General features: G+C 59.6%; 20 protein-coding genes and 1 other RNA gene. 9 read left to right on the forward strand and 12 right to left on the reverse strand.

Translation table 11 applies throughout. From position 1 onward, the window contains the following. Positions 1 to 132 precede the first annotated feature (132 nt). Positions 133 to 1377, forward strand: coding sequence for a tryptophan permease (mtr, locus tag G9X48_RS12700; RefSeq protein ID WP_007888595.1), 1245 nt, complete (start codon positions 133 to 135; stop codon positions 1375 to 1377). A gap of 43 nt (positions 1378 to 1420) precedes the next feature. Here the strand turns inward: mtr and G9X48_RS12705 are convergent, their stop codons facing one another. The 3 genes from G9X48_RS12705 to G9X48_RS12715 all read right to left on the reverse strand — a co-directional run bounded on the left by G9X48_RS12705 (position 1421) and on the right by G9X48_RS12715 (position 4468). Further along, positions 1421 to 2431, reverse strand: coding sequence for a luciferase-like monooxygenase (locus tag G9X48_RS12705; RefSeq protein ID WP_097641490.1), 1011 nt, complete (start codon positions 2429 to 2431; stop codon positions 1421 to 1423). Between the two features lie 152 nt (positions 2432 to 2583). Next, positions 2584 to 3462, reverse strand: coding sequence for a U32 family peptidase (locus tag G9X48_RS12710; protein WP_097641489.1), 879 nt, complete (start codon positions 3460 to 3462; stop codon positions 2584 to 2586). Between the two features lie 10 nt (positions 3463 to 3472). Further along, complete coding sequence (locus G9X48_RS12715; protein ID WP_097648074.1) at positions 3473 to 4468, reverse strand: peptidase U32 family protein; 996 nt, start codon at positions 4466 to 4468, stop codon at positions 3473 to 3475. 248 nt (positions 4469 to 4716) lie between these two features. Between G9X48_RS12715 and G9X48_RS12720 the strand changes: the two genes are divergently transcribed. Beyond that, positions 4717 to 5241: an SCP2 domain-containing protein gene (locus tag G9X48_RS12720; RefSeq protein WP_007888591.1), complete on the forward strand. Its 525-nt coding sequence runs from the start codon at positions 4717 to 4719 to the stop codon at positions 5239 to 5241. Continuing rightward, positions 5235 to 5738: an N-acetyltransferase gene (locus tag G9X48_RS12725; protein ID WP_004385047.1), complete on the forward strand. Its 504-nt coding sequence runs from the start codon at positions 5235 to 5237 to the stop codon at positions 5736 to 5738. Before G9X48_RS12720 ends, G9X48_RS12725 begins: the two co-directional genes overlap by 7 nt. 2 nt (positions 5739 to 5740) lie before the next feature. Here G9X48_RS12725 and G9X48_RS12730 read toward each other — a convergent pair whose 3' ends face one another. Beyond that, a complete protein-coding gene (locus tag G9X48_RS12730) occupies positions 5741 to 6028 on the reverse strand; it encodes a GIY-YIG nuclease family protein (protein WP_004385046.1) in 288 nt (95 codons plus the stop codon). Between the two features lie 65 nt (positions 6029 to 6093). Between G9X48_RS12730 and G9X48_RS12735 the strand changes: the two genes are divergently transcribed. Then, a complete protein-coding gene (locus G9X48_RS12735; RefSeq protein WP_004385045.1) occupies positions 6094 to 6528 on the forward strand; it encodes a YhbP family protein in 435 nt (144 codons plus the stop codon). Here G9X48_RS12735 and G9X48_RS12740 read toward each other — a convergent pair. Next, positions 6508 to 7026 carry a type 1 glutamine amidotransferase domain-containing protein gene (locus tag G9X48_RS12740; RefSeq protein WP_004385044.1) on the reverse strand — a complete coding sequence of 173 codons (519 nt, stop codon included), beginning with the start codon at positions 7024 to 7026 and terminating at the stop codon, positions 6508 to 6510. The genes G9X48_RS12735 and G9X48_RS12740 overlap by 21 nt on opposite strands. A gap of 145 nt (positions 7027 to 7171) precedes the next feature. On the opposite strand from G9X48_RS12740, the gene G9X48_RS12745 reads away from it, so the two are divergent. Then, positions 7172 to 7822 carry an NAD(P)H-binding protein gene (locus G9X48_RS12745; RefSeq protein ID WP_038879339.1) on the forward strand — a complete coding sequence of 217 codons (651 nt, stop codon included), beginning with the start codon at positions 7172 to 7174 and terminating at the stop codon, positions 7820 to 7822. Positions 7823 to 7898: 76 nt separating this feature from the next. Further along, positions 7899 to 8942: a permease gene (locus tag G9X48_RS12750; RefSeq protein WP_012125948.1), complete on the forward strand. Its 1044-nt coding sequence runs from the start codon at positions 7899 to 7901 to the stop codon at positions 8940 to 8942. 157 nt (positions 8943 to 9099) lie between these two features. On the opposite strand, the gene dolP is transcribed toward G9X48_RS12750, so the two are convergent. Genes dolP through G9X48_RS12770 form a run of 4 tightly spaced genes read right to left on the reverse strand, consistent with a single transcriptional unit; the run spans position 9100 to position 12715 of the window. Further along, positions 9100 to 9675, reverse strand: coding sequence for a division/outer membrane stress-associated lipid-binding lipoprotein (gene dolP / locus G9X48_RS12755; RefSeq protein WP_004385041.1), 576 nt, complete (start codon positions 9673 to 9675; stop codon positions 9100 to 9102). Between the two features lie 9 nt (positions 9676 to 9684). Further along, complete coding sequence (diaA, locus tag G9X48_RS12760; RefSeq protein ID WP_097641487.1) at positions 9685 to 10275, reverse strand: DnaA initiator-associating protein DiaA; 591 nt, start codon at positions 10273 to 10275, stop codon at positions 9685 to 9687. Positions 10276 to 10301: 26 nt separating this feature from the next. After that, positions 10302 to 10697: a YraN family protein gene (locus G9X48_RS12765; protein ID WP_007896617.1), complete on the reverse strand. Its 396-nt coding sequence runs from the start codon at positions 10695 to 10697 to the stop codon at positions 10302 to 10304. Next, complete coding sequence (locus tag G9X48_RS12770) at positions 10655 to 12715, reverse strand: penicillin-binding protein activator (protein WP_097641486.1); 2061 nt, start codon at positions 12713 to 12715, stop codon at positions 10655 to 10657. Before G9X48_RS12770 ends, G9X48_RS12765 begins: the two co-directional genes overlap by 43 nt. Before the next feature lie 62 nt (positions 12716 to 12777). Between G9X48_RS12770 and rsmI the strand changes: the two genes are divergently transcribed. Next, positions 12778 to 13638 carry a 16S rRNA (cytidine(1402)-2'-O)-methyltransferase gene (rsmI, locus tag G9X48_RS12775; RefSeq protein ID WP_087600989.1) on the forward strand — a complete coding sequence of 287 codons (861 nt, stop codon included), beginning with the start codon at positions 12778 to 12780 and terminating at the stop codon, positions 13636 to 13638. A 60-nt stretch (positions 13639 to 13698) separates the two neighbouring features. Next, positions 13699 to 14075: RNase P RNA component class A (gene rnpB / locus G9X48_RS12780), an RNA gene on the forward strand. Between the two features lie 526 nt (positions 14076 to 14601). On the opposite strand, the gene G9X48_RS12785 is transcribed toward rnpB, so the two are convergent. Both G9X48_RS12785 and G9X48_RS12790 read right to left on the reverse strand, forming a co-directional pair. Further along, on the reverse strand, positions 14602 to 14778 hold the full coding sequence (locus G9X48_RS12785) for a hypothetical protein (protein ID WP_004385841.1): 177 nt from the start codon (positions 14776 to 14778) through the stop codon (positions 14602 to 14604). Positions 14779 to 14813: 35 nt separating this feature from the next. Further along, positions 14814 to 15515 (reverse strand): pirin family protein, encoded by a 702-nt coding sequence (locus G9X48_RS12790; RefSeq protein WP_007896607.1) that lies wholly within the window; start codon positions 15513 to 15515, stop codon positions 14814 to 14816. A gap of 102 nt (positions 15516 to 15617) precedes the next feature. On the opposite strand from G9X48_RS12790, the gene yhaJ reads away from it, so the two are divergent. Next, positions 15618 to 16517 carry a DNA-binding transcriptional regulator YhaJ gene (yhaJ, locus tag G9X48_RS12795; RefSeq protein ID WP_004385839.1) on the forward strand — a complete coding sequence of 300 codons (900 nt, stop codon included), beginning with the start codon at positions 15618 to 15620 and terminating at the stop codon, positions 16515 to 16517. Here yhaJ and G9X48_RS12800 read toward each other — a convergent pair. After that, positions 16514 to 17527 carry a LacI family DNA-binding transcriptional regulator gene (locus tag G9X48_RS12800; protein WP_004385838.1) on the reverse strand — a complete coding sequence of 338 codons (1014 nt, stop codon included), beginning with the start codon at positions 17525 to 17527 and terminating at the stop codon, positions 16514 to 16516. The genes yhaJ and G9X48_RS12800 overlap by 4 nt on opposite strands. Between the last annotated feature and the right edge of the window lie 25 nt (positions 17528 to 17552).

Genomic DNA, 17552 nt, shown 5'->3' on the forward strand with positions numbered 1-17552 from the left:
ATAAATTCGCTGCCATACTGCGCTGCGGCCAGCCGAAGACGTCATGCTTTATTAAAGCCATAATTTTTTCTCCTTTTTGTACTCGCGTACTGGTACAATGAATCATCAGCATCACTTTCACGGGAAAGCTTTATGACCACACTCGTTGCCCGCAGCGCTTCACCTTCGCTTTTAAGCGGCGTTGTGATTATCGCCGGTACAATCATCGGCGCAGGCATGTTCTCTCTGCCGGTCGTAATGTCCGGCGCGTGGTTTTTCTGGTCGCTGCTCGCTCTGGTGTTCACCTGGTTTTGTATGCTGCATTCCGGGTTAATGCTGCTGGAAGCTAACCTCAACTACCATATCGGCGCCAGCTTCGACACCATCACCCGCGACTTGCTCGGTAAGGGCTGGAACGTGGTGAATGGCGCGTCCGTCGCGTTTGTGCTCTATATCCTGACGTACGCCTATATCTCAGCCAGCGGCTCAGTGCTCCACCACACGCTCGCGGGCATGAATATCGACGTGCCCGCGCGGCTGGCAGGGTTTGGCTTCGCGCTGGTGGTAGCGTTTATCGTCTGGCTCTCCACGCATGCCGTAAGCCGGATGACGGCCATTGTACTGGGTGCCAAGGTCATTACGTTCTTTCTGACGTTCGGCGGCCTGCTGGGCCATGTGGAGCCCGCCACGCTGTTTAACACCGTTGAGGCGAGCCCGAGTTACACGCCGTATCTCTTAATGACGCTGCCGTTTTGCCTGGCGTCTTTCGGCTACCACGGCAACGTGCCGAGCCTGATGAAATATTACGGTAAAGCGCCAGGCGTGATTATTCGCTGCCTGGTTCTGGGAACGCTGATTGCGCTGGCGCTTTACATCGTCTGGCTGCTGGCGACGATGGGCAACATTCCGCGCCCGGAATTTATCGGCATCGCGAAGGCGGGCGGCAATATCGATGTGCTGGTAGGCGCGCTGAGCGACGTGCTGAACAGTCGCACGCTGGATGTGCTGCTGATTGTGTTTTCCAACTTCGCCGTGGCGAGTTCTTTCCTGGGCGTGACGCTGGGGCTGTTTGACTATCTGGCCGATCTTTTTGGCTTTGACGATTCGCCGCGCGGGCGTCTCAAAACGGCGTTGCTGACGTTTTTACCGCCGATGGCGGGCGGGCTGCTGTGGCCGAACGGTTTTCTGTATGCGATTGGCTATGCTGGCCTTGCGGCGACCATCTGGGCGGCGATTGTGCCGGCACTGCTGGCGCGTGCGTCACGCAAGCGCTTCGGCAGCCCACACTTTCGCGTCTGGGGCGGGAAGGGGATGATTGCGTTGATCCTGCTGTTTGGGCTCGGCAACGCGGTGGTGCACTTGCTTTCCAGCTTCAACCTGCTGCCGGTCTATCAGTAATCATTGCTTTGCCCTCTCCCGGCGGGAGAGGGCGAAAACCGCATTAGCTTAACAGCGCTTCCCGCACCTGCATGGCGAGATCAAACGAGTGCAGCCGCGCGTCGTGATCGAAAATCTGCCCGTTAACCATAATCTCATCGGCGTCGGTTTCACGCAAAATGGACAACAGTCCGTGGCGGACTTTCGCTTTATCGCCAACCAGCGACATACTGAGCGCCTGCTGAACGCCGTACTGCTCCGCCGGGCTCCAGAAGCTTTCCATAGACTCAATTGGCGGCGGCAACTGGCCGGTTTCGCCGCGGCGCAGCTTCACAAACGCCTGCTGCATTGAGGTAAACAGAAACTCCGCATCGCGATTGCTGTCGGCGGCGACGATATTAATGCACACCATCGCATACGGTTTTTCCAGGCGCTCAGAAGGCTGGAAGTGCGTGCGGTAGAGGTGCAGGGCCTGCAACAGCATATCCGGCGCGAAATGCGACGCGAACGCGAACGGCAGGCCCATCTGCGCGGCCAGTTGCGCGCTGTAAAGGCTTGAACCCAGCAGCCATACCGGGAGTTTTGCGCCGTAACCCGGCACCGGACGTACCGCCGGGTTCGGATCGCGGGCGTCGAACCAGTCCGTTAGCTCTTTCACATCACGCGGGAAGTTATCGATGTCATGATTCATATGGCGGCGCAGCGCCATCATCGTGCGCTGATCGCTGCCCGGCGCACGGCCCAGGCCCAGCTCAATACGGCCAGGATAGAGCGCGTCGAGCGTGCCGAACTGCTCGGCAATCACCAGCGGGGCGTGGTTAGGCAGCATCACGCCGCCGGAGCCCAGGCGCAGCGTGGTGGTATTGGCGGCGAGATAGCCAATCAGTACCGACGTCGCGGCGCTGGCGATGCCGGTCATATTGTGATGTTCCGCCAGCCAGTAGCGGTCGTAGCCGCGCTTCTCGGCGAGGCGGGCTAAATCGAGCGAGTGGTGGAACGCCTCACGGGCGGAGGAGCCTTGCGGGATCGGCGCGAGATCGAGCACCGAAAAAGGCACAACAGATTTATCAGACATAACGGCTCACTTAATTACAGCATAGTCATCAGATTGAAGGTCTTCTTCCAGCCTGGCGCATTTCGGGGATTTTGCCCGCGGCCCGGCCGGAAAGCTGTCCTTTCATACTGCATGAACTCCCGCAAAATGCTGTTAACAAAGTGAGCCTTTTCTTATGACTGCAGCGCCATCCCGGCGAGCCTGCGCCAGTACCCGTTGCAGTCGCTGTGTGCGGCGAGCGGCAGCGGCGCGGTGCCGTTTTCGTTGGCCCGGAACGCGTCGAGCATCTCCAGTGTTTCGGGGCCCATCGGCGAGAGACGCACCATATCCACCAGCCCTGCCATCGACGACAGCTCATTGCCGAGGTTATAGACATAACCGCTCATGGTCTGAATGCCGTTCAGCACAAATACCTGGCTGTTCTCCTGCGAGAGCATGCTGCGCCCGTTGGGGTATTTGATGCAGCAGGTTTCGCACTCGTCTTTCGGCCGGTCTTCTGAACGCGCGGTAAAGCAGCGGGCGGAGTAAGCGAGCGGCAGATGACCATAGCTCAGCACTTCCACTTCAAACTGATGGCGGATACCCAACGCGTCGCACTGATCGAGCAGATTCACCAGCCAGTCGCGGGACAGCTCCACCGGCATACACCAGCGCGTCATGCCGTCTTTCAGCAGCAGACGCAGCGTAACGGCGTTGTAGCAGTTCAGCGCATGGCCCGCGACGAACGGCAGCTTGCGCTCGGCCGCCAGCCCCACCGCGCCAAAATCGTTGGCCTCAATCAGAAACTCGCCGTTATCAATATAGCGCTTCAGCTCGGTCAGCTCCGAGGGTGCCTGCACGAGCGCCAGCGTTGAGATAACCACCTGTTTGCCGCTGGCCGCGAGCGTTCTGGCAAGCGCCAGCCAGTCGGCGGCTTTAGTCTCGCGCCGTTTGCTGCACACCGCCTCGCCGAGATAAATCACATCGGCGCTGCTCTGCGCCGCAGCTTCGTAAAAGCTCTCAAGCGTCGCTTTCGGCCAGTAGTACAGCACCGGCCCTAATGCGTATTTCATTCTGCTCTCCTTACTGCCATTTGCGGTGGTACGCGCCGAGCGTTGTCTGGGTGCCTTCAGCCATCGCGCCGAGCGCGTCCATCCAGGCCGGTTGCGGCGCAAAGCGCTGCGGGTCGGCTTTACAACGGTCGATAGCCTGACGCCAGACTTTCGCCACCTGGCTGACATAAGCCGGGCTGCGCTGGCGGCCTTCGATTTTCACCGAGGCGATATTGGCCGCCAGCAACTCCGGCAGCAGCTCCAGCGTATTCAGGCTGGTGGGCTCTTCGAGCGCGTGATAACGCTGCCCGTCCACCAGATACCGGCCTTTGCAGAGCGTCGGATATCCGGCGTTTTCGCCTTCCTGGTAGCGGTCAATCAGCACATCGTTCAGGCGCGATTCCAGCCCCTGTTCCGTCTGCTGCCAGCGCACGAAGCGCGCAGGCGAACAGGCGCCTACGGTATTGGGCGATTCACCGGTGAGGTAAGAGGAGAGATAGCAACGGCCTTCCGCCATGATGCACAGGCTACCGAAGGCGAACACTTCCAGCGGCACCGGCGTCACGCGCGCCAGTTGTTTCACCTGATGAATGGATAACACGCGCGGCAGCACCACGCGGGCCACGTCGAAATGGCGCTGGTAAAAGCGAATGGCAGCTTCGTTGGTGGCGGACGCCTGGACCGACACATGACGCTCCACGTGCGGATAGCGGGTAGTGGCGTACTCCAGCATCGCGACATCGGCCAGGATCAGCGCGTCGGCGCCGAGCTGGGCGGCCATATCCACCGCGCGTTCCCAGCGTTCATAGCCGTCAGGGTGCGCGAAGGTATTAATGGCGATGTGCAGTTTACGGCCGTGCTGATGCACATAACTGACCGCTTCCTGCAATTTCTTCTCGGTAAAGTTGAGGCCAGCGAAGTGGCGGGCGTTGGTATCGTCTTTCAGACCGATATAGACCGCATCCGCGCCATTATCGATGGCCGCCTTCAGAGCCGGAAGGTTACCGGCCGGGCAAAGCAACTCCATAGCGTGTCCTGAAAATAAAAGCAGGCCGAATGCGGCCTGGCGCGCTGCATAAAGGCAGCGAAATTGTTAACGAACGGCGATTTTAGTTAACCCGTCCGCGACAATTTTTGATTTAAGGCAGCTAATGTCGTATTGATGGCATCTATAAAGGGGTACCTGCGAAGGCGCAAAGCTTGATTTGAGCCGCTATCTCGCCTGGCCGATATGGCACAATAACGGCCATTGTGATCTGGCAAGGAGAAAAGCCCGTGTTGAATAATCTGCGTTCCTGTCTGGTACATCTTGGCCCTTCGCTTCTGAAAACGCCGGTGGCGCTCGCGCCGTTTGCGCTCAAGCGCCAGGTGCTGGAGCAACTGCTCGGCTGGCAATTCCGTCAGGCGCTGGCGGATGACGAACTGGCGTTTCTGGAAGGCCGCTGGCTTGGCATTGAGGTGCGCGATATTGGCCTGCGCTGGTTCACGTCGGTTGAGAATGACAAGCTCATTGTGCGCGAACAGGCCGAGGCTGATGTCACCTTCCGCGCGGACGCCGCCGATCTGCTGATGATCGCCGCGCGCAAGCAGGATCCCGATACGCTTTTCTTCCAGCGTCGTCTGGTGATTGAAGGCGATACTGAATTAGGGTTATATGTGAAGAATCTGATGGACGCCATTGAGCTCGACGCGATGCCAAAACCGCTGCGCGTCATGTTGCTGCAACTGGCGGACTTCGTTGAAGCGGGGCTTGCCGTCTCGCCGCTAACCAAAGCAACCTCCATAGGTGAACCATGCTGATTCGTGTAGAAATCCCCATTGATGCGCCGGGCATCGACGCGTTACTTCGCCGGGCGTTCGGTCGCGCCGACGAGGCGGAGCTGGTGCACGCGCTCCGTGAAGACGGACTGCTGACGCTGGGGCTGGTCGCAACGGATGATGAAGGGCAGGTGGTCGGTTATGTCGCATTCAGCCCCGTCACCGTGGCGGGCGAAGAGCGTCAGTGGCTGGGGCTTGCGCCGCTCGCGGTCGACGAAGAGTGGCGCGGGCAGGGGATTGGCCGTCAGCTCGTGTACGAAGGGCTCGATTCGCTCAATGAGTTCGGTTACGCGGCGGTCGTCACGCTGGGCGCGCCGGAGTTTTACAACCGTCTGGGCTTTGAGCCCGCCGCCCGTTACGATCTGCACTGCCGCTGGCCTGGCGCTGAAGCGGCGTTCCAGGTACACCGTCTCGCTGATGACGCCCTGAACGGCGTGCACGGCCCCGTGGACTACCACGAACATTTTAACCGTTTCTGATCTCAGGGCGTTTGCGGTGCGCTTTTCATCGCCTCAAACGCCAGCTCGCCTGCGACCAGTTGCTCTTTCTGCCGTTTCGTCAGCTGCTTGATGCGGTATTCGGCGCGCAACGCCTCGGAGCGATTGCCCGCGGGCGCGCTGAAAACCAGCGTCAGCTCGCCTTTACCGCGCAGCGCTTTGGCGCCCTTGCCGCGCTGATGCTGGGCGAAGCGGCGCGCCACATCAGTGGTGATGCCGGTATAAAGCCGGTTATCGGGGCAACGGATCAGATAAAGAAACCATTCTTCCATAATGAATATCAGCGGCAGTCACATCTGGCCGCACCTTACCATGATTATCCCCGACAGGAGAAACAATGGACGCTCTCGACGCCATCAGCAAATGGCTCGCTAAACAGCATGTCGTCACGTATTGCGTCGGCAATGGAGAAGCGCTCTGGTGCGCGAACGCGTTTTACCTTTACGATCGTGAACGGGTGGCGTTTTATCTGTTAAGCGATACCGAAAGCCGACACGGCAAAATGGCAGGCAAGCTGGCGCCTGTCGCGGGTACGGTTAACGGGCAGACCAAAACCGTAGCGCTTATCCGCGGCGTGCAGTTCTCGGGAGAATTACGGCTGGTGGAAGAGCCGGAAAGCGAGGCCTTGCGCGAGCGCTATAACCGCCGCTTTCCGGTGGCCAGGGTGATGTCCTCCCCGCTGTGGGAGATCCGTCTTGATGAGATCAAATTTACTGACAACACCCTGGGGTTTGGTAAAAAACTCGTCTGGTTACGCGCCGAGCAGGCGTAACGCCTCACGGTTAAACGCAGGCAAGTCTTCCGGCGTGCGGCTGGTTACCAGCTGGTCTTTATCGACGACCACTTCCTGATCGTGGAACTCCGCCCCGGCGTTTTTCACGTCAATCACGATAGGCTTAACGGCGGTCAGCTTACGTCCGCGGATCACATCGGCGCTGATTAACAGCTGCGGTCCGTGGCAGATAGCGAACACCGGTTTGCCGGTATTGACGAAATCGCGGGTAAAGGTGACAAAACGGTCATCGCCGCGCAGGCTGTCCGGCGAATGGCCGCCAGGCAGCAGCAGGGCGTCAAAATCTGCCGGGCTTACCTCGTCGATCGCCTTATCAATGGTGACTTTCGCTTCGCCCTGTTTACCGGTGACGGTTTTACCGGCCTCTTTCTCGATGGTGATCACTTCATGTCCGGCTTTGCGGTACTCAGCCGCCGGGGATGTGAATTCGGAATCTTCAAACTCATCAGTGATTAAGACTGCAATCTTCTTGCTCATTACGCCTCCCTTGGTGTCTTTAACAGAACGGTGATGTGCAGTAATGGCTTTTGCCAGAAATGGTAAATACTTAAACCACACAGACTATTAAGCCTGGTTCAGGGTGCTGACATTGCAAGGCAGAAGATTCTGCAAAGGAGCGATCATGAGTCGAGTATTGATAACGGGTGCCAGCGGTCTCGTGGGCAGTCATCTGCTGCGGATGCTGGTTGATGAGCCGCGCGTGACGTCGATTATCGCACCAACGCGCCGCCCGCTGCGCGTGCCGATGCATAAAGTGGAAAACCCGTGCGACCCGCAGCTCTCCGATGTGCTGACGCAGCTCAGCGCGCCGCTGGATATCGTTTTTTGCTGTCTTGGCACCACGCGGCGCGAGGCGGGCAGCAAAGAGGCGTTTATTCTGGCTGATTACACGCTGGTAGTGGACACCTCGCTCGCCGGGCTGCGCCTTGGCGCAAAGCATATGCTGGTGGTCAGCGCGCTCGGCGCGAACCCTAATTCGCCGTTTTTCTATAACCGGGTGAAGGGCGAGATGGAAACGGCGCTGAAGGCGCAGGGCTGGCCGCGGCTGACGATCGCGCGCCCATCGCTGCTCATCGGCGATCGCGAAAAGCGCCGCGCCGGGGAATCTTTTATGGCGCCGCTGTTTCGCCTGCTGCCAGGTAAGTGGAAAGCCATTGAGGCGCAGACCGTGGCGCAGGCCATGATGAATGCGGCGCTGTCGCCTGCACAAGAAGATGTCGCGGTGCTTGATTCAGCGCAATTGCGCGAAATAGCCGCACAAACGGCGCGCTGAACCGCGTTTCAAAACGCGCCCGGCGGGCGTACTATTGACCGGCAAAAATTTACCCCCTGTTTTCCAGAGGAATGTTATGGCTGGTCAGTCTTCATCTCTGGCGCCGAAATCCCCCGCATGGTGGAAACCCGCGCTGTTTTTTCTCGTCCTGTTTATTGGCCTGTGGTACGTCAAATGGCAGCCCTATTACGGCAAAGCCTTTACCGCGGCACAAACGCACAGCATCGGCAATTCTATTCTCGCGAATGCGCAGGATAACCCGCTGCGCGCGGCGCTCGATTACGCCGGTATCTATTTTCTCGCCGTCTGGAAAGCCGCCGTGCTCGGCGTGCTGCTGGGCTCGCTGATTCAGGTGCTGATCCCGCGCGACTGGCTGGTGCGCACGCTGGGCCAGCCGCGTTTTCGCGGTACGCTGCTTGGCACGCTGTTTTCACTGCCGGGCATGATGTGTACCTGCTGCGCCGCGCCGGTTGCCGCCGGGATGCGCCGTCAGTCGGTGTCGATGGGCGGCGCGCTGGCGTTCTGGCTCGGCAACCCGCTGCTGAACCCGGCAACGCTGGTGTTTATGGGCTTCGTGCTGGGCTGGGAATTTACGCTTATCCGCGTGGCGGTGGGGCTGGTGATGGTGATTGGCATCGCGTCGCTGGTGCAGCGGTTCGTGGCCGATACGCCAGCGCCTGCGCTGCCAGAGGCGGTTCAGCCCGCAGAAGCGCCGCAGGGCAGCTTTATGGCGCGCTGGTTCCGGGCGCTCTGGACGCTCTTCTGGAATACGATCCCGGTCTATTTGCTGGCGGTGCTCGTGCTGGGTGCCGCGCGCGTCTGGCTGTTCCCGCACGCCGATGGCGCGGTGGGCAATACGCTGTTCTGGGTGCTGGCAATGGCGATTGCCGGTTGTCTGTTCGTGATCCCGACCGCCGCGGAAATCCCGATTGTGCAGACGATGATGATGGCGGGCATGGGCGTTGCGCCGGGGCTGGCGCTGCTGGTGACGCTGCCGGCGGTAAGTCTGCCTTCGCTTATCATGCTGCGTAAGGCCTTCCCGGCGAAAGCGCTATGGCTGACCGGCGGGATGGTGATGCTGGCGGGCGCGGTGACAGGCGCGCTGGCGCTGGTTTTTTAATACTGGAAAGGTGGGTGCGCTTCGCTTACCCACCCTACAAAAGCAAAAAGCATCCCCTTACTGTAGGGCGGGTAAGCGAAGCGCACCCGCCATCGTCATAAGTGTAAGGATGTTACAGAAGCCCTCTCCCCGGCGGAGAGAGGGCGGGATGAGGGAATTACTTAATGTAGGTAAACGCGGTCGTCACGTGTTTCACGCCGCTTACGCGGCTTGCGGTATCCGCTGCCGCGCGGCCTTCACGCTCGGTCACCAGACCCAGCAGGAACACTTCGCCGTTCTCGGTCGTCACCTTCACGTTAGACGATTTCACCTGATCGCTGCCAAGCAGCTGGGAGCGCACTTTGGTGGTTATCCAGGTATCCGACGACGCGGTGCCCAACCCAATCGGCTGACCGTTGCGGATCTCGTTAAACACTTCCGTCGCACCTTCCACGCCCATCGCTATCTGTTTCGCGCGGGATGCCAGTTCCGGGTTCGGCGACTGACCGGTCAGCAACACTTTACCCTGATAGGCGGTCACGTTAATCCGCGCTTCTTTCTTCAGCTGTTGATCTTTGCCAAGCGCGGTATTCACGCGCAGCTCCAGCGTCCCGTCATCAACCTGAGTACCCACACTGCGCGGATCGGTGGCGGCCTTGGTGCCGACGGCCGCGGTTCCGACGACGGCTGCCGCAACGCAGCCCTGTAGCACTAGCGCGGTCATCACCACCGCAAGGGGTTTAATGGCCTTCATGAGCACTCCTTAATCATCCTGGTGTGGAAACAATGTGTTATCGATAAGATCACACAGGCAGTTGACCGTCAGCATATGCATCTCGTGAATACGCGCGCTGCGATGGGAAGGAATACGGATCTCCACATCCTGCGGCCCCAGCAGGCCCGCCAGCTCACCGCCGTCGTAGCCCGTCAGCGCCACGATAGTCATATCGCGGGTGACGGCCGCTTCTACGGCTTTCACGATGTCGCGGCTGTTACCACGGGTAGAAATAGCCAGCAGGACATCCCCGGCGTGACCCAGCGCGCGTACCTGTTTGGCATACACTTCTTCATGCAGCCTGTCGTTGGTTATCGCCGTTAAGACCACATTATCGGTATTTAGTGCAATGGCAGGTAAACCGGGCCGTTCGGTTTCATAACGATTGATCATGCTGGCCGCGAAATGCTGCGCGTTGGCGCCGGACGTGCCGTTGCCGCAGCAGAGGATTTTGTTGCCGTTAAGGAGAGACTGAACCAGGGTCATGGCCGCACGTGAAATCGCATCCGGGAGTGCTTCCGCCGCCGCAATCTGGGTTTGAATGCTTTCCGTAAAGCAGACTTTGATTCTTTCTAGCACGATTATCCTTTGAGCGTTACGTCAGTTCAGGCGTGGAGCGAAAAGGCGTTCGCTATCCACTCGGTTTCATTGCCGGTGAAGGCTAACACATCGAACCGGCAATCCACAGTATCAAAGCTCCCATTGTGGCGCGCGAGCCACAATCGGGCGGTGTGTAACAATTTTTGTTGTTTGCTGCGGGTGACGCTGGCGGCCGCGCCGCCATACAGACTGGCGCGGCGGTAGCGCACTTCGACGAACACCGTCACGCCCCGGTCATCCATGATGAGATCGATTTCGCCGCCGCGCTCATGCACATTGGCGGCGATAAAGCGCAGTCCCTTACGCTCAAGAAAGGCGCGCGCCTGGGCTTCCCAGGCGGCACCGGTCTCTTTGCGGCTTAGTTGGCCGGAACCAACTGTCCTTGCTGGTATTTGAGCCACGTTAACTTCCTGTTAATGACGCAGTCCTGTGTTGCGCTAAGCGCGCCGGTATTACCGCTGAGCTGGAAGCCCGGCACCTGACGCATCTGGGAGAAATGGTTCGCCAGCGACCAGGCATCCACGCCCATCGCATACAGACGCGCCAGCGAATAGTCGTTATTCACCGCCGCGAGCGCCTGCTGCATCAGCGCCGGGTTGCTGCCGGTAAGCATCGGGATATCGCTGAACTCCAGGCCTTCCATTTCGAGACGGAAATCCGGGCCGGAGCCGCCCTGAGCGCTGCGCGAGCTGGCATACAACGTCGCCCCGCTGTGGCTGCCCGCGCGCATGGCGATCATTGGCTTGATCAGCGCAATTTCAGACGGCGTGGCGAGAATGTAAACGGCGTCGACATTGCCGCTGGTGCCTGCGGTAATTTGCGCGTCGGTCGGCGGTGCCGGAATGGAGAGGCCGCCAATGGTCACAGGCTGCTGCTGCGGCAGGCTGGCCGCGACAGGCGAACCTGTCAGCGCAATACCCGTACCGCCGTTGATGTTCATTTTCAGCTCGTTGACGGAGCCAAATTTCTGCTGCAACACCGTACCGCCGCCAAGCTGCGTCCAGCGGTCAGCGAAGGCTTTCGTCACGCGATCGCCGAGCGCGCTGTAAGGCACCAGCAGCAGCGGTGCGCGTTTGCCTTCCTGCCAGATATGGGCAGCGGCGTCAGCGGCTTCATCTTCCGGCGACAGCGCGAAATAGCAGACGTTCGGGCGGTTCTGCACCGTCTCCGGCTGGTTAAGCGCGAGCACGTTCAGCGGCGTGCCGCTTTTCAGTACGCCGTCCACGCTCTCTTTCAGGAGCGGGCCGACGACCAGGCTTGCGCCATCCTGCTGTGCCTGCGCCAGGATCTGCGTGATGGACTGCGAGCTGGTGTCATAGATTTTAATTTCCGCGGCAGGGTTCGCGGGGGCCGCGGCGACAGGCTGGGCATCAACCGGTTGCTGTGCGGGCTGGGTGTTTTGCGGCGCGTCCGGCTGTGCGGCCAGATCGTCGACCGGCGCGGCAGCGGGGCTTGCCACGCCATCGGTCGGCTGAGGCTGGGTGCTGTCCGTAGGCAGCGCGGCGTTATCCGCCTGTGCGGGCGCTGGCGTTGACGACTGCGCCGCGACCGGGCTGGTGCCCGCGTTTTTCGCCGCTTCAAAACCCTGCTGAATGGCGCGGCCAAACACGGCCGCCTGGCCATTTAACGGCAGCAGCAGCGCGATTTTATCGGCAGAGGCAGGCTTGTAGTTTTGCAGGTTGGCAAGCTGCGACGGCAGCATTTTCGCGCCCGGATTCTGCGGGTAGCGCGTCTGCCAGTCTTTCACGCCTGCCTGAAGCATTTTCGGATCGTTGCGGTTGTCGAGCCAGACGCGCTGGAGATCAAGCCAGCCCTGGAGCGTGTTTTCATCGGCGTTGATAACCAGCGCTTTTGCCTGATCCGCAGACATCTGCGACAGCGCCTGCCAGGTGGCGTCGATATTTTTCTGCTTCGCAGCGCCCTGTAACAGCGGCTCCTGGGCGATCAGAGCACGCAGCAGTTCCAGCGACGGGCGGCCCTGACTTGCATCGATTTTCGCCTGCCAGTAACGGGCTTTCTGTTCGTCGTTCAGATCCGTCGGGCTGATTTTATCGAGCAGCGCGGCGGCGCCCTGATAATCCTGCTGCGCCAGTTTGATTTGCGCCTCCAGCAGCGACGCTTCGCGACGCTGGATGTCCGTCAGGTTTTGCGGCAGCTCGCCGTAGAGCGTGATGGCGCGCTCGCGTTTGCCTTCACTGAGCAGTGCACGTATGGCGAGTAATTGCCAGTTGGTCTTGCTATCATCACGGCTTTGTTCCATCTGGTGCAGATAAAAGCCGGAGTCCGCTTTGGCTTCGCCCTGCAGATGCGCAGTGCTTTGATCAGGCGTCTGCGTGCCGCAGCCTGCGAAAAACAGGGCTGCCAGCAGGACAGGCAGACAACGCGCGGCTTTAGAGCCGGAAAATTTTGAAGGTACCATACTGTATCCAGTGGTTTTTTCTGGTGAATGTTCAATTTTAAATCGGCAATACGGACGAAACAATGAAACAAAACGATTCGGCGCAGAATTCTCAGGGCCAGCTCTATATCGTCCCGACGCCTATCGGCAATCTCGGCGACATCACGCAACGCGCCCTGACAGTATTGCAGTCCGTCGATCTTATCGCCGCTGAGGATACCCGTCATACCGGTCTGCTGCTGCAACATTTTGCTATCAGCGCCCGGCTTTTTGCGCTGCACGACCATAACGAACAGCAAAAAGCGGAAACCCTGATAGCCAAACTGCGCGAAGGGCAGAACATCGCGCTGGTCTCCGACGCCGGTACGCCGCTGATTAACGACCCTGGCTATCACCTGGTGCGCGCCTGCCGCGAAGCCGGGCTGCGCGTGGTGCCGCTGCCGGGGCCGTGCGCCGCTATCGCTGCGCTTTCCGCCGCGGGTTTGCCCTCTGACCGTTTCTGCTATGAAGGTTTTTTACCGGCCAAATCCAAAGGCCGCCGCGACGCGCTGAAGGCGCTGGAGCAGGAGCCGCGCACGCTGATTTTTTATGAGTCTACTCATCGCCTGCTGGAAAGCCTGGAAGATATGGTGGCCGTCTGGGGCGAATCCCGTTACGTGCTGCTGGCGCGCGAGCTGACCAAAACCTGGGAAACTATTTACGGCGCGCCGGTGGGCGAGCTGCTCGCCTGGGTGAAAGACGATGAAAACCGCCGCAAGGGCGAAATGGTGCTGATTGTCGAAGGGCATAAAGCGCAGGAAGACGCGCTGCCGCCTGACGCGCTTCGCACGCTCGCGTTGCTGCAGGCCGAGCTGCCGCTCAAAAAAGCGGCAGCGCTGGCGGCGGAAATCCACGGCGTGAAGAAGAACGCGCTTTATAAATATGCGCTGGAACAGCAGGACTGACGGCGCGATAAACCGTGATCGGGCGTGACAGCGGCGGGCAAACCCTCTATACTCCGCGCCGAAGCTGACCAGACAGTCGCCGCTTCGTCGTCGTCCTTTCGGGGAGACGGACGGAGGGGAGGAAAGTCCGGGCTCCATAGGGCAGGGTGCCAGGTAACGCCTGGGGGGCGCAAGCCTACGACCAGTGCAACAGAGAGCAAACCGCCGATGGCCCACGCAAGTGGGATCAGGTAAGGGTGAAAGGGTGCGGTAAGAGCGCACCGCGCGTCTGGCAACAGTTCGCGGCACGGTAAACTCCACCCGGAGCAAGGCCAAATAGGGGTTCACAAGGTACGGCCCGTACTGAACCCGGGTAGGCTGCTTGAGCCAGTGAGCGATTGCTGGCCTAGATGAATGACTGTCCACGACAGAACCCGGCTTACCGGTCAGCTTCACACATTAGAAAACCCCGCTCCGGCGGGGTTTTTGCTTTTTGGGGCGGGATGAAGATGAATGACTGTCCACGACGCTTTCCATGAAAAGAACGCGGCTTACCGGCAAGCTTCACACATTAGAAAACCCCGCTCCGGCGGGGTTTTTGCTTTATGGGCGGGGTAAAGATGAATGACTGTCCACGACGCTTTCCATGAAAAGAACGCGGCTTACCGGCAAGCTTCACACATTAGAAAACCCCGCTCCGGCGGGGTTTTTGCTTTATGGGTGGGGCAAAGAGGAATGATTGTCCACGACGCCTTCTATGAAAAGAACGCGGCTTACCGGCAAGCTTTACATTTTAGAAAAACCCCGCTTCGGCGGGGTTTTTGTTTTATGGGCGGGATGAAGATGAATGACCGTCCACGACGCTTTCTATGAAAAGAACGCGGCTTGATGTTCGGTATCAACGGGGATGTGAAAAACAAACGCAGACAGGCAAATACAGATGCAGAGAAAGGCGAGCCATCCGGCCCGCCCGGTGAGCGTACGTCAGGCGGCATCTTCCTCGGCCAGGCGCACTTCGGCTTCAGCGATAATGGCTTCCAGCTCGCTGAGCATGCAATCGTAGGTAAATTCTTGTTGCGCTCCGGCGCGTGTATGCGCTTCCTGCAGGGCGGGTGAAGCAGTCAACTGCGTGACTTTATTTTGCTGTGTGATGGTACTCATTTTATGACTCCTGATGCAGCGTTCTGCATCTTCTGTTACACCGGCAAATCTACCAGCAAAGCGCGCAGCGGCGAATCCGCAATAAGGGTTATGTTAGCCTCGTCACGAATAAACGCGCCGTCTCCGCAGGTTAATGCCTCTTTGTCTTCCGTTTCGGTCTTCACGTGGACCGTGCCGTGGATCGACTGTAAATAGGCGCGTGGCCCGTTAAGGGGCATACTGACCGATTCCCCTTCATTCAGCGCGATATGCCACAACCACACCTGCTGGCGCAGTTGCAGGCTGCCATCCGCGCCATCCGGCGAGGCGAGAAGCTGGCGCGCCTGCGGGCCGACCGCGATTTTCTGCACCGTCGGGTTTTCCCGCTCCGGGCAGGCGTCGAGCCAGAGCTGCATCCGCGTCAGCGAATGGTCTTTGCTCAGGTTATGCTCGCTATAGCTCACGCCCGGCTGGGTCGCGAGCAGCAGCGCGTCGCCCGTTTTCGCGCGCAGGTGATTGCCGTCGCTGTCGCGGTATTCCGCTTCGCCGTCGAGAATCAGGTTCAGGATATCGACTTTCGGATAGGTACGCGGCTGGAACGCGGCGCCGGGCGCCAGCACTTCCTGGTTCAGTACGCGCAGTGAGGCGTAGCCCAGCAGTTTCGGATCGAAGTAGTGGCCAAAGGAAAAGGTATAGCGAGCCTGCAGCCATCCATAGTCAGCTTGCCCACACTGTTTGGCTGTTCTCGTAATAATCATAATTTTACCTCTCTTGACAGGCTTTTATGTTAAGGGTGTGGACGCTGCATTGTTAGCCAGTTAATCTGCTGGGTATATTCAAATTTCCTGAACGAGAACCTGATGGCTAAAGAAAGGGCATTGACGCTTGAGGCGCTGCGCGTGATGGACGCTATCGACCGGCGCGGCAGTTTCGCCGCCGCGGCCGACGAACTGGGCCGCGTGCCGTCTGCATTGAGCTACACCATGCAGAAGCTGGAAGAAGAGCTGGATGTGGTGCTGTTTGACCGCTCCGGGCACCGCACTAAATTCACCAATGTCGGGCGCATGCTGCTGGAGCGTGGACGCGTACTACTGGAGGCGGCGGATAAGCTCACCACGGACGCCGAAGCGCTGGCGCGCGGCTGGGAGACGCACCTGACTATCGTCGCCGAGGCGCTGGTGCCTACGCCGTGCCTGTTCCCGCTGGTGGATAAACTCGCCGCCAAAGCCAACACGCAGCTCTCGTTCATTACCGAAGTGCTGGCGGGTGCCTGGGAGCGGCTGGAGCAGGGGCGCGCCGATATTGTCATCGCGCCGGATATGCACTTTCGCTCGTCGTCGGAGATCAACTCCCGCAAGCTGTATACGCTGATGAATGTCTATGTAGCCGCGCCGGATCACCCGATTCACGACGAGCCGGAGCCGCTGTCAGAGGTGACGCGCGTGAAGTATCGGGGCGTGGCGGTGGCGGACACCGCGCGCGAACGCCCGGTGCTGACGGTGCAGTTGCTGGATAAACAGCCGAGGCTTACGGTGACGTCCATCGAAGATAAGCGCCAGGCGCTCCTTGCCGGGCTTGGCGTGGCGACGATGCCGTATCCGCTGGTGGAAAAAGATATCGCCGAAGGGCGGCTGCGCGTTGTCAGCCCGGAATCCACCAGCGAAGTGGACATTATCATGGCCTGGCGTCGCGACAGCATGGGCGAGGCGAAAGCCTGGTGCCTGCGCGAAATCCCCAAACTCTTTAACGTGAAGCGTTAATCCGCCGGATGACGCCATTGCAGCGTGGCCGGAAGGTAACGCTGCAGCGGCGTCGGTTCTTTGTCATCCACCAGTTGGGTGATCATCTCAAAGCAGTCCAGCGCCAGCTGGCGGCAATCCTGCTGCACGGTGTCGATGCGCACCGACAGCGAATCATAGAGATAGTGATCGTCAAAGCTCGCCAGATGGATATCGCTTTCCAGCAGGCGATGCTGGCTCATGTAGCGCAGCACCCCTTCCAGCAGGCCGCAGGCGGCGGTAAACAGCGCTTTCGGCGGGCGTCCCAGCCGGGCGCAGAGCGCGGCGAACATCTCATAGCCGCTGCTCGGATGATAATTGCCGTGAATGATCCACTCCGGGCGTAACTCAACGCCCGCCCGCGCCAGCCCTTGTTTGAAACCTTCCAGACGATCGCGGGTCGGCGAAAGACGCGGCTGGCCACCGAGAAAATAGAACTCGTCCGGGTGCTGGCGGGCGATGCGCTCCACCAGATCGGCGGTTGGCGTAATGGAATCGGTGATGACCAGCGGCAGTTGGGTGTCGTTCATATGGCGGTCGAACAGCACCACCGGGAGCTGTTCGCTGAGCTTCACATAGTCGCTGTCGCTCAGCATGCTGGAGGCGACGATAAGCCCGTCCACCTGGCGTGATACCAGGTTATTCACCACCACCGTCTCCTGACCCGGATTTTCATCGGTACAGGAGATAAGCAGCTGTAGCCCCGCCTCGCGGCACAAGGTTTCCAGCTCGTAAGAAAACACCGCGAAACCGTAGTTGGTTATCTCCGGCACCACCAGGCCCAGCGTATGGCTGCGGTTGTCGCGCAGCAGACGGGCGTGGATGCTCGGCTGATAATGATGCTGCTGGGCGATAGCCAGAACGCGCTCGCGCGTCTCCTGCGCCACGCGCAGCTCTTTGCCTCGTCCATTGAGCACCAGGCTGGCGGTGGCTTTGGAAACCCCCGCCAGGGCGGCGATATCACTGATGGTAACGCGTTTGGTTTTTCGCACGGCTTCGGTTCGGTGAGTGGTCAAA

Origin of the sequence: Cronobacter sp. HA18006 (genome assembly GCF_011605445.1) — a bacterium.
Taxonomy (GTDB): Bacteria; Pseudomonadota; Gammaproteobacteria; order Enterobacterales; family Enterobacteriaceae; genus Cronobacter; species Cronobacter sakazakii.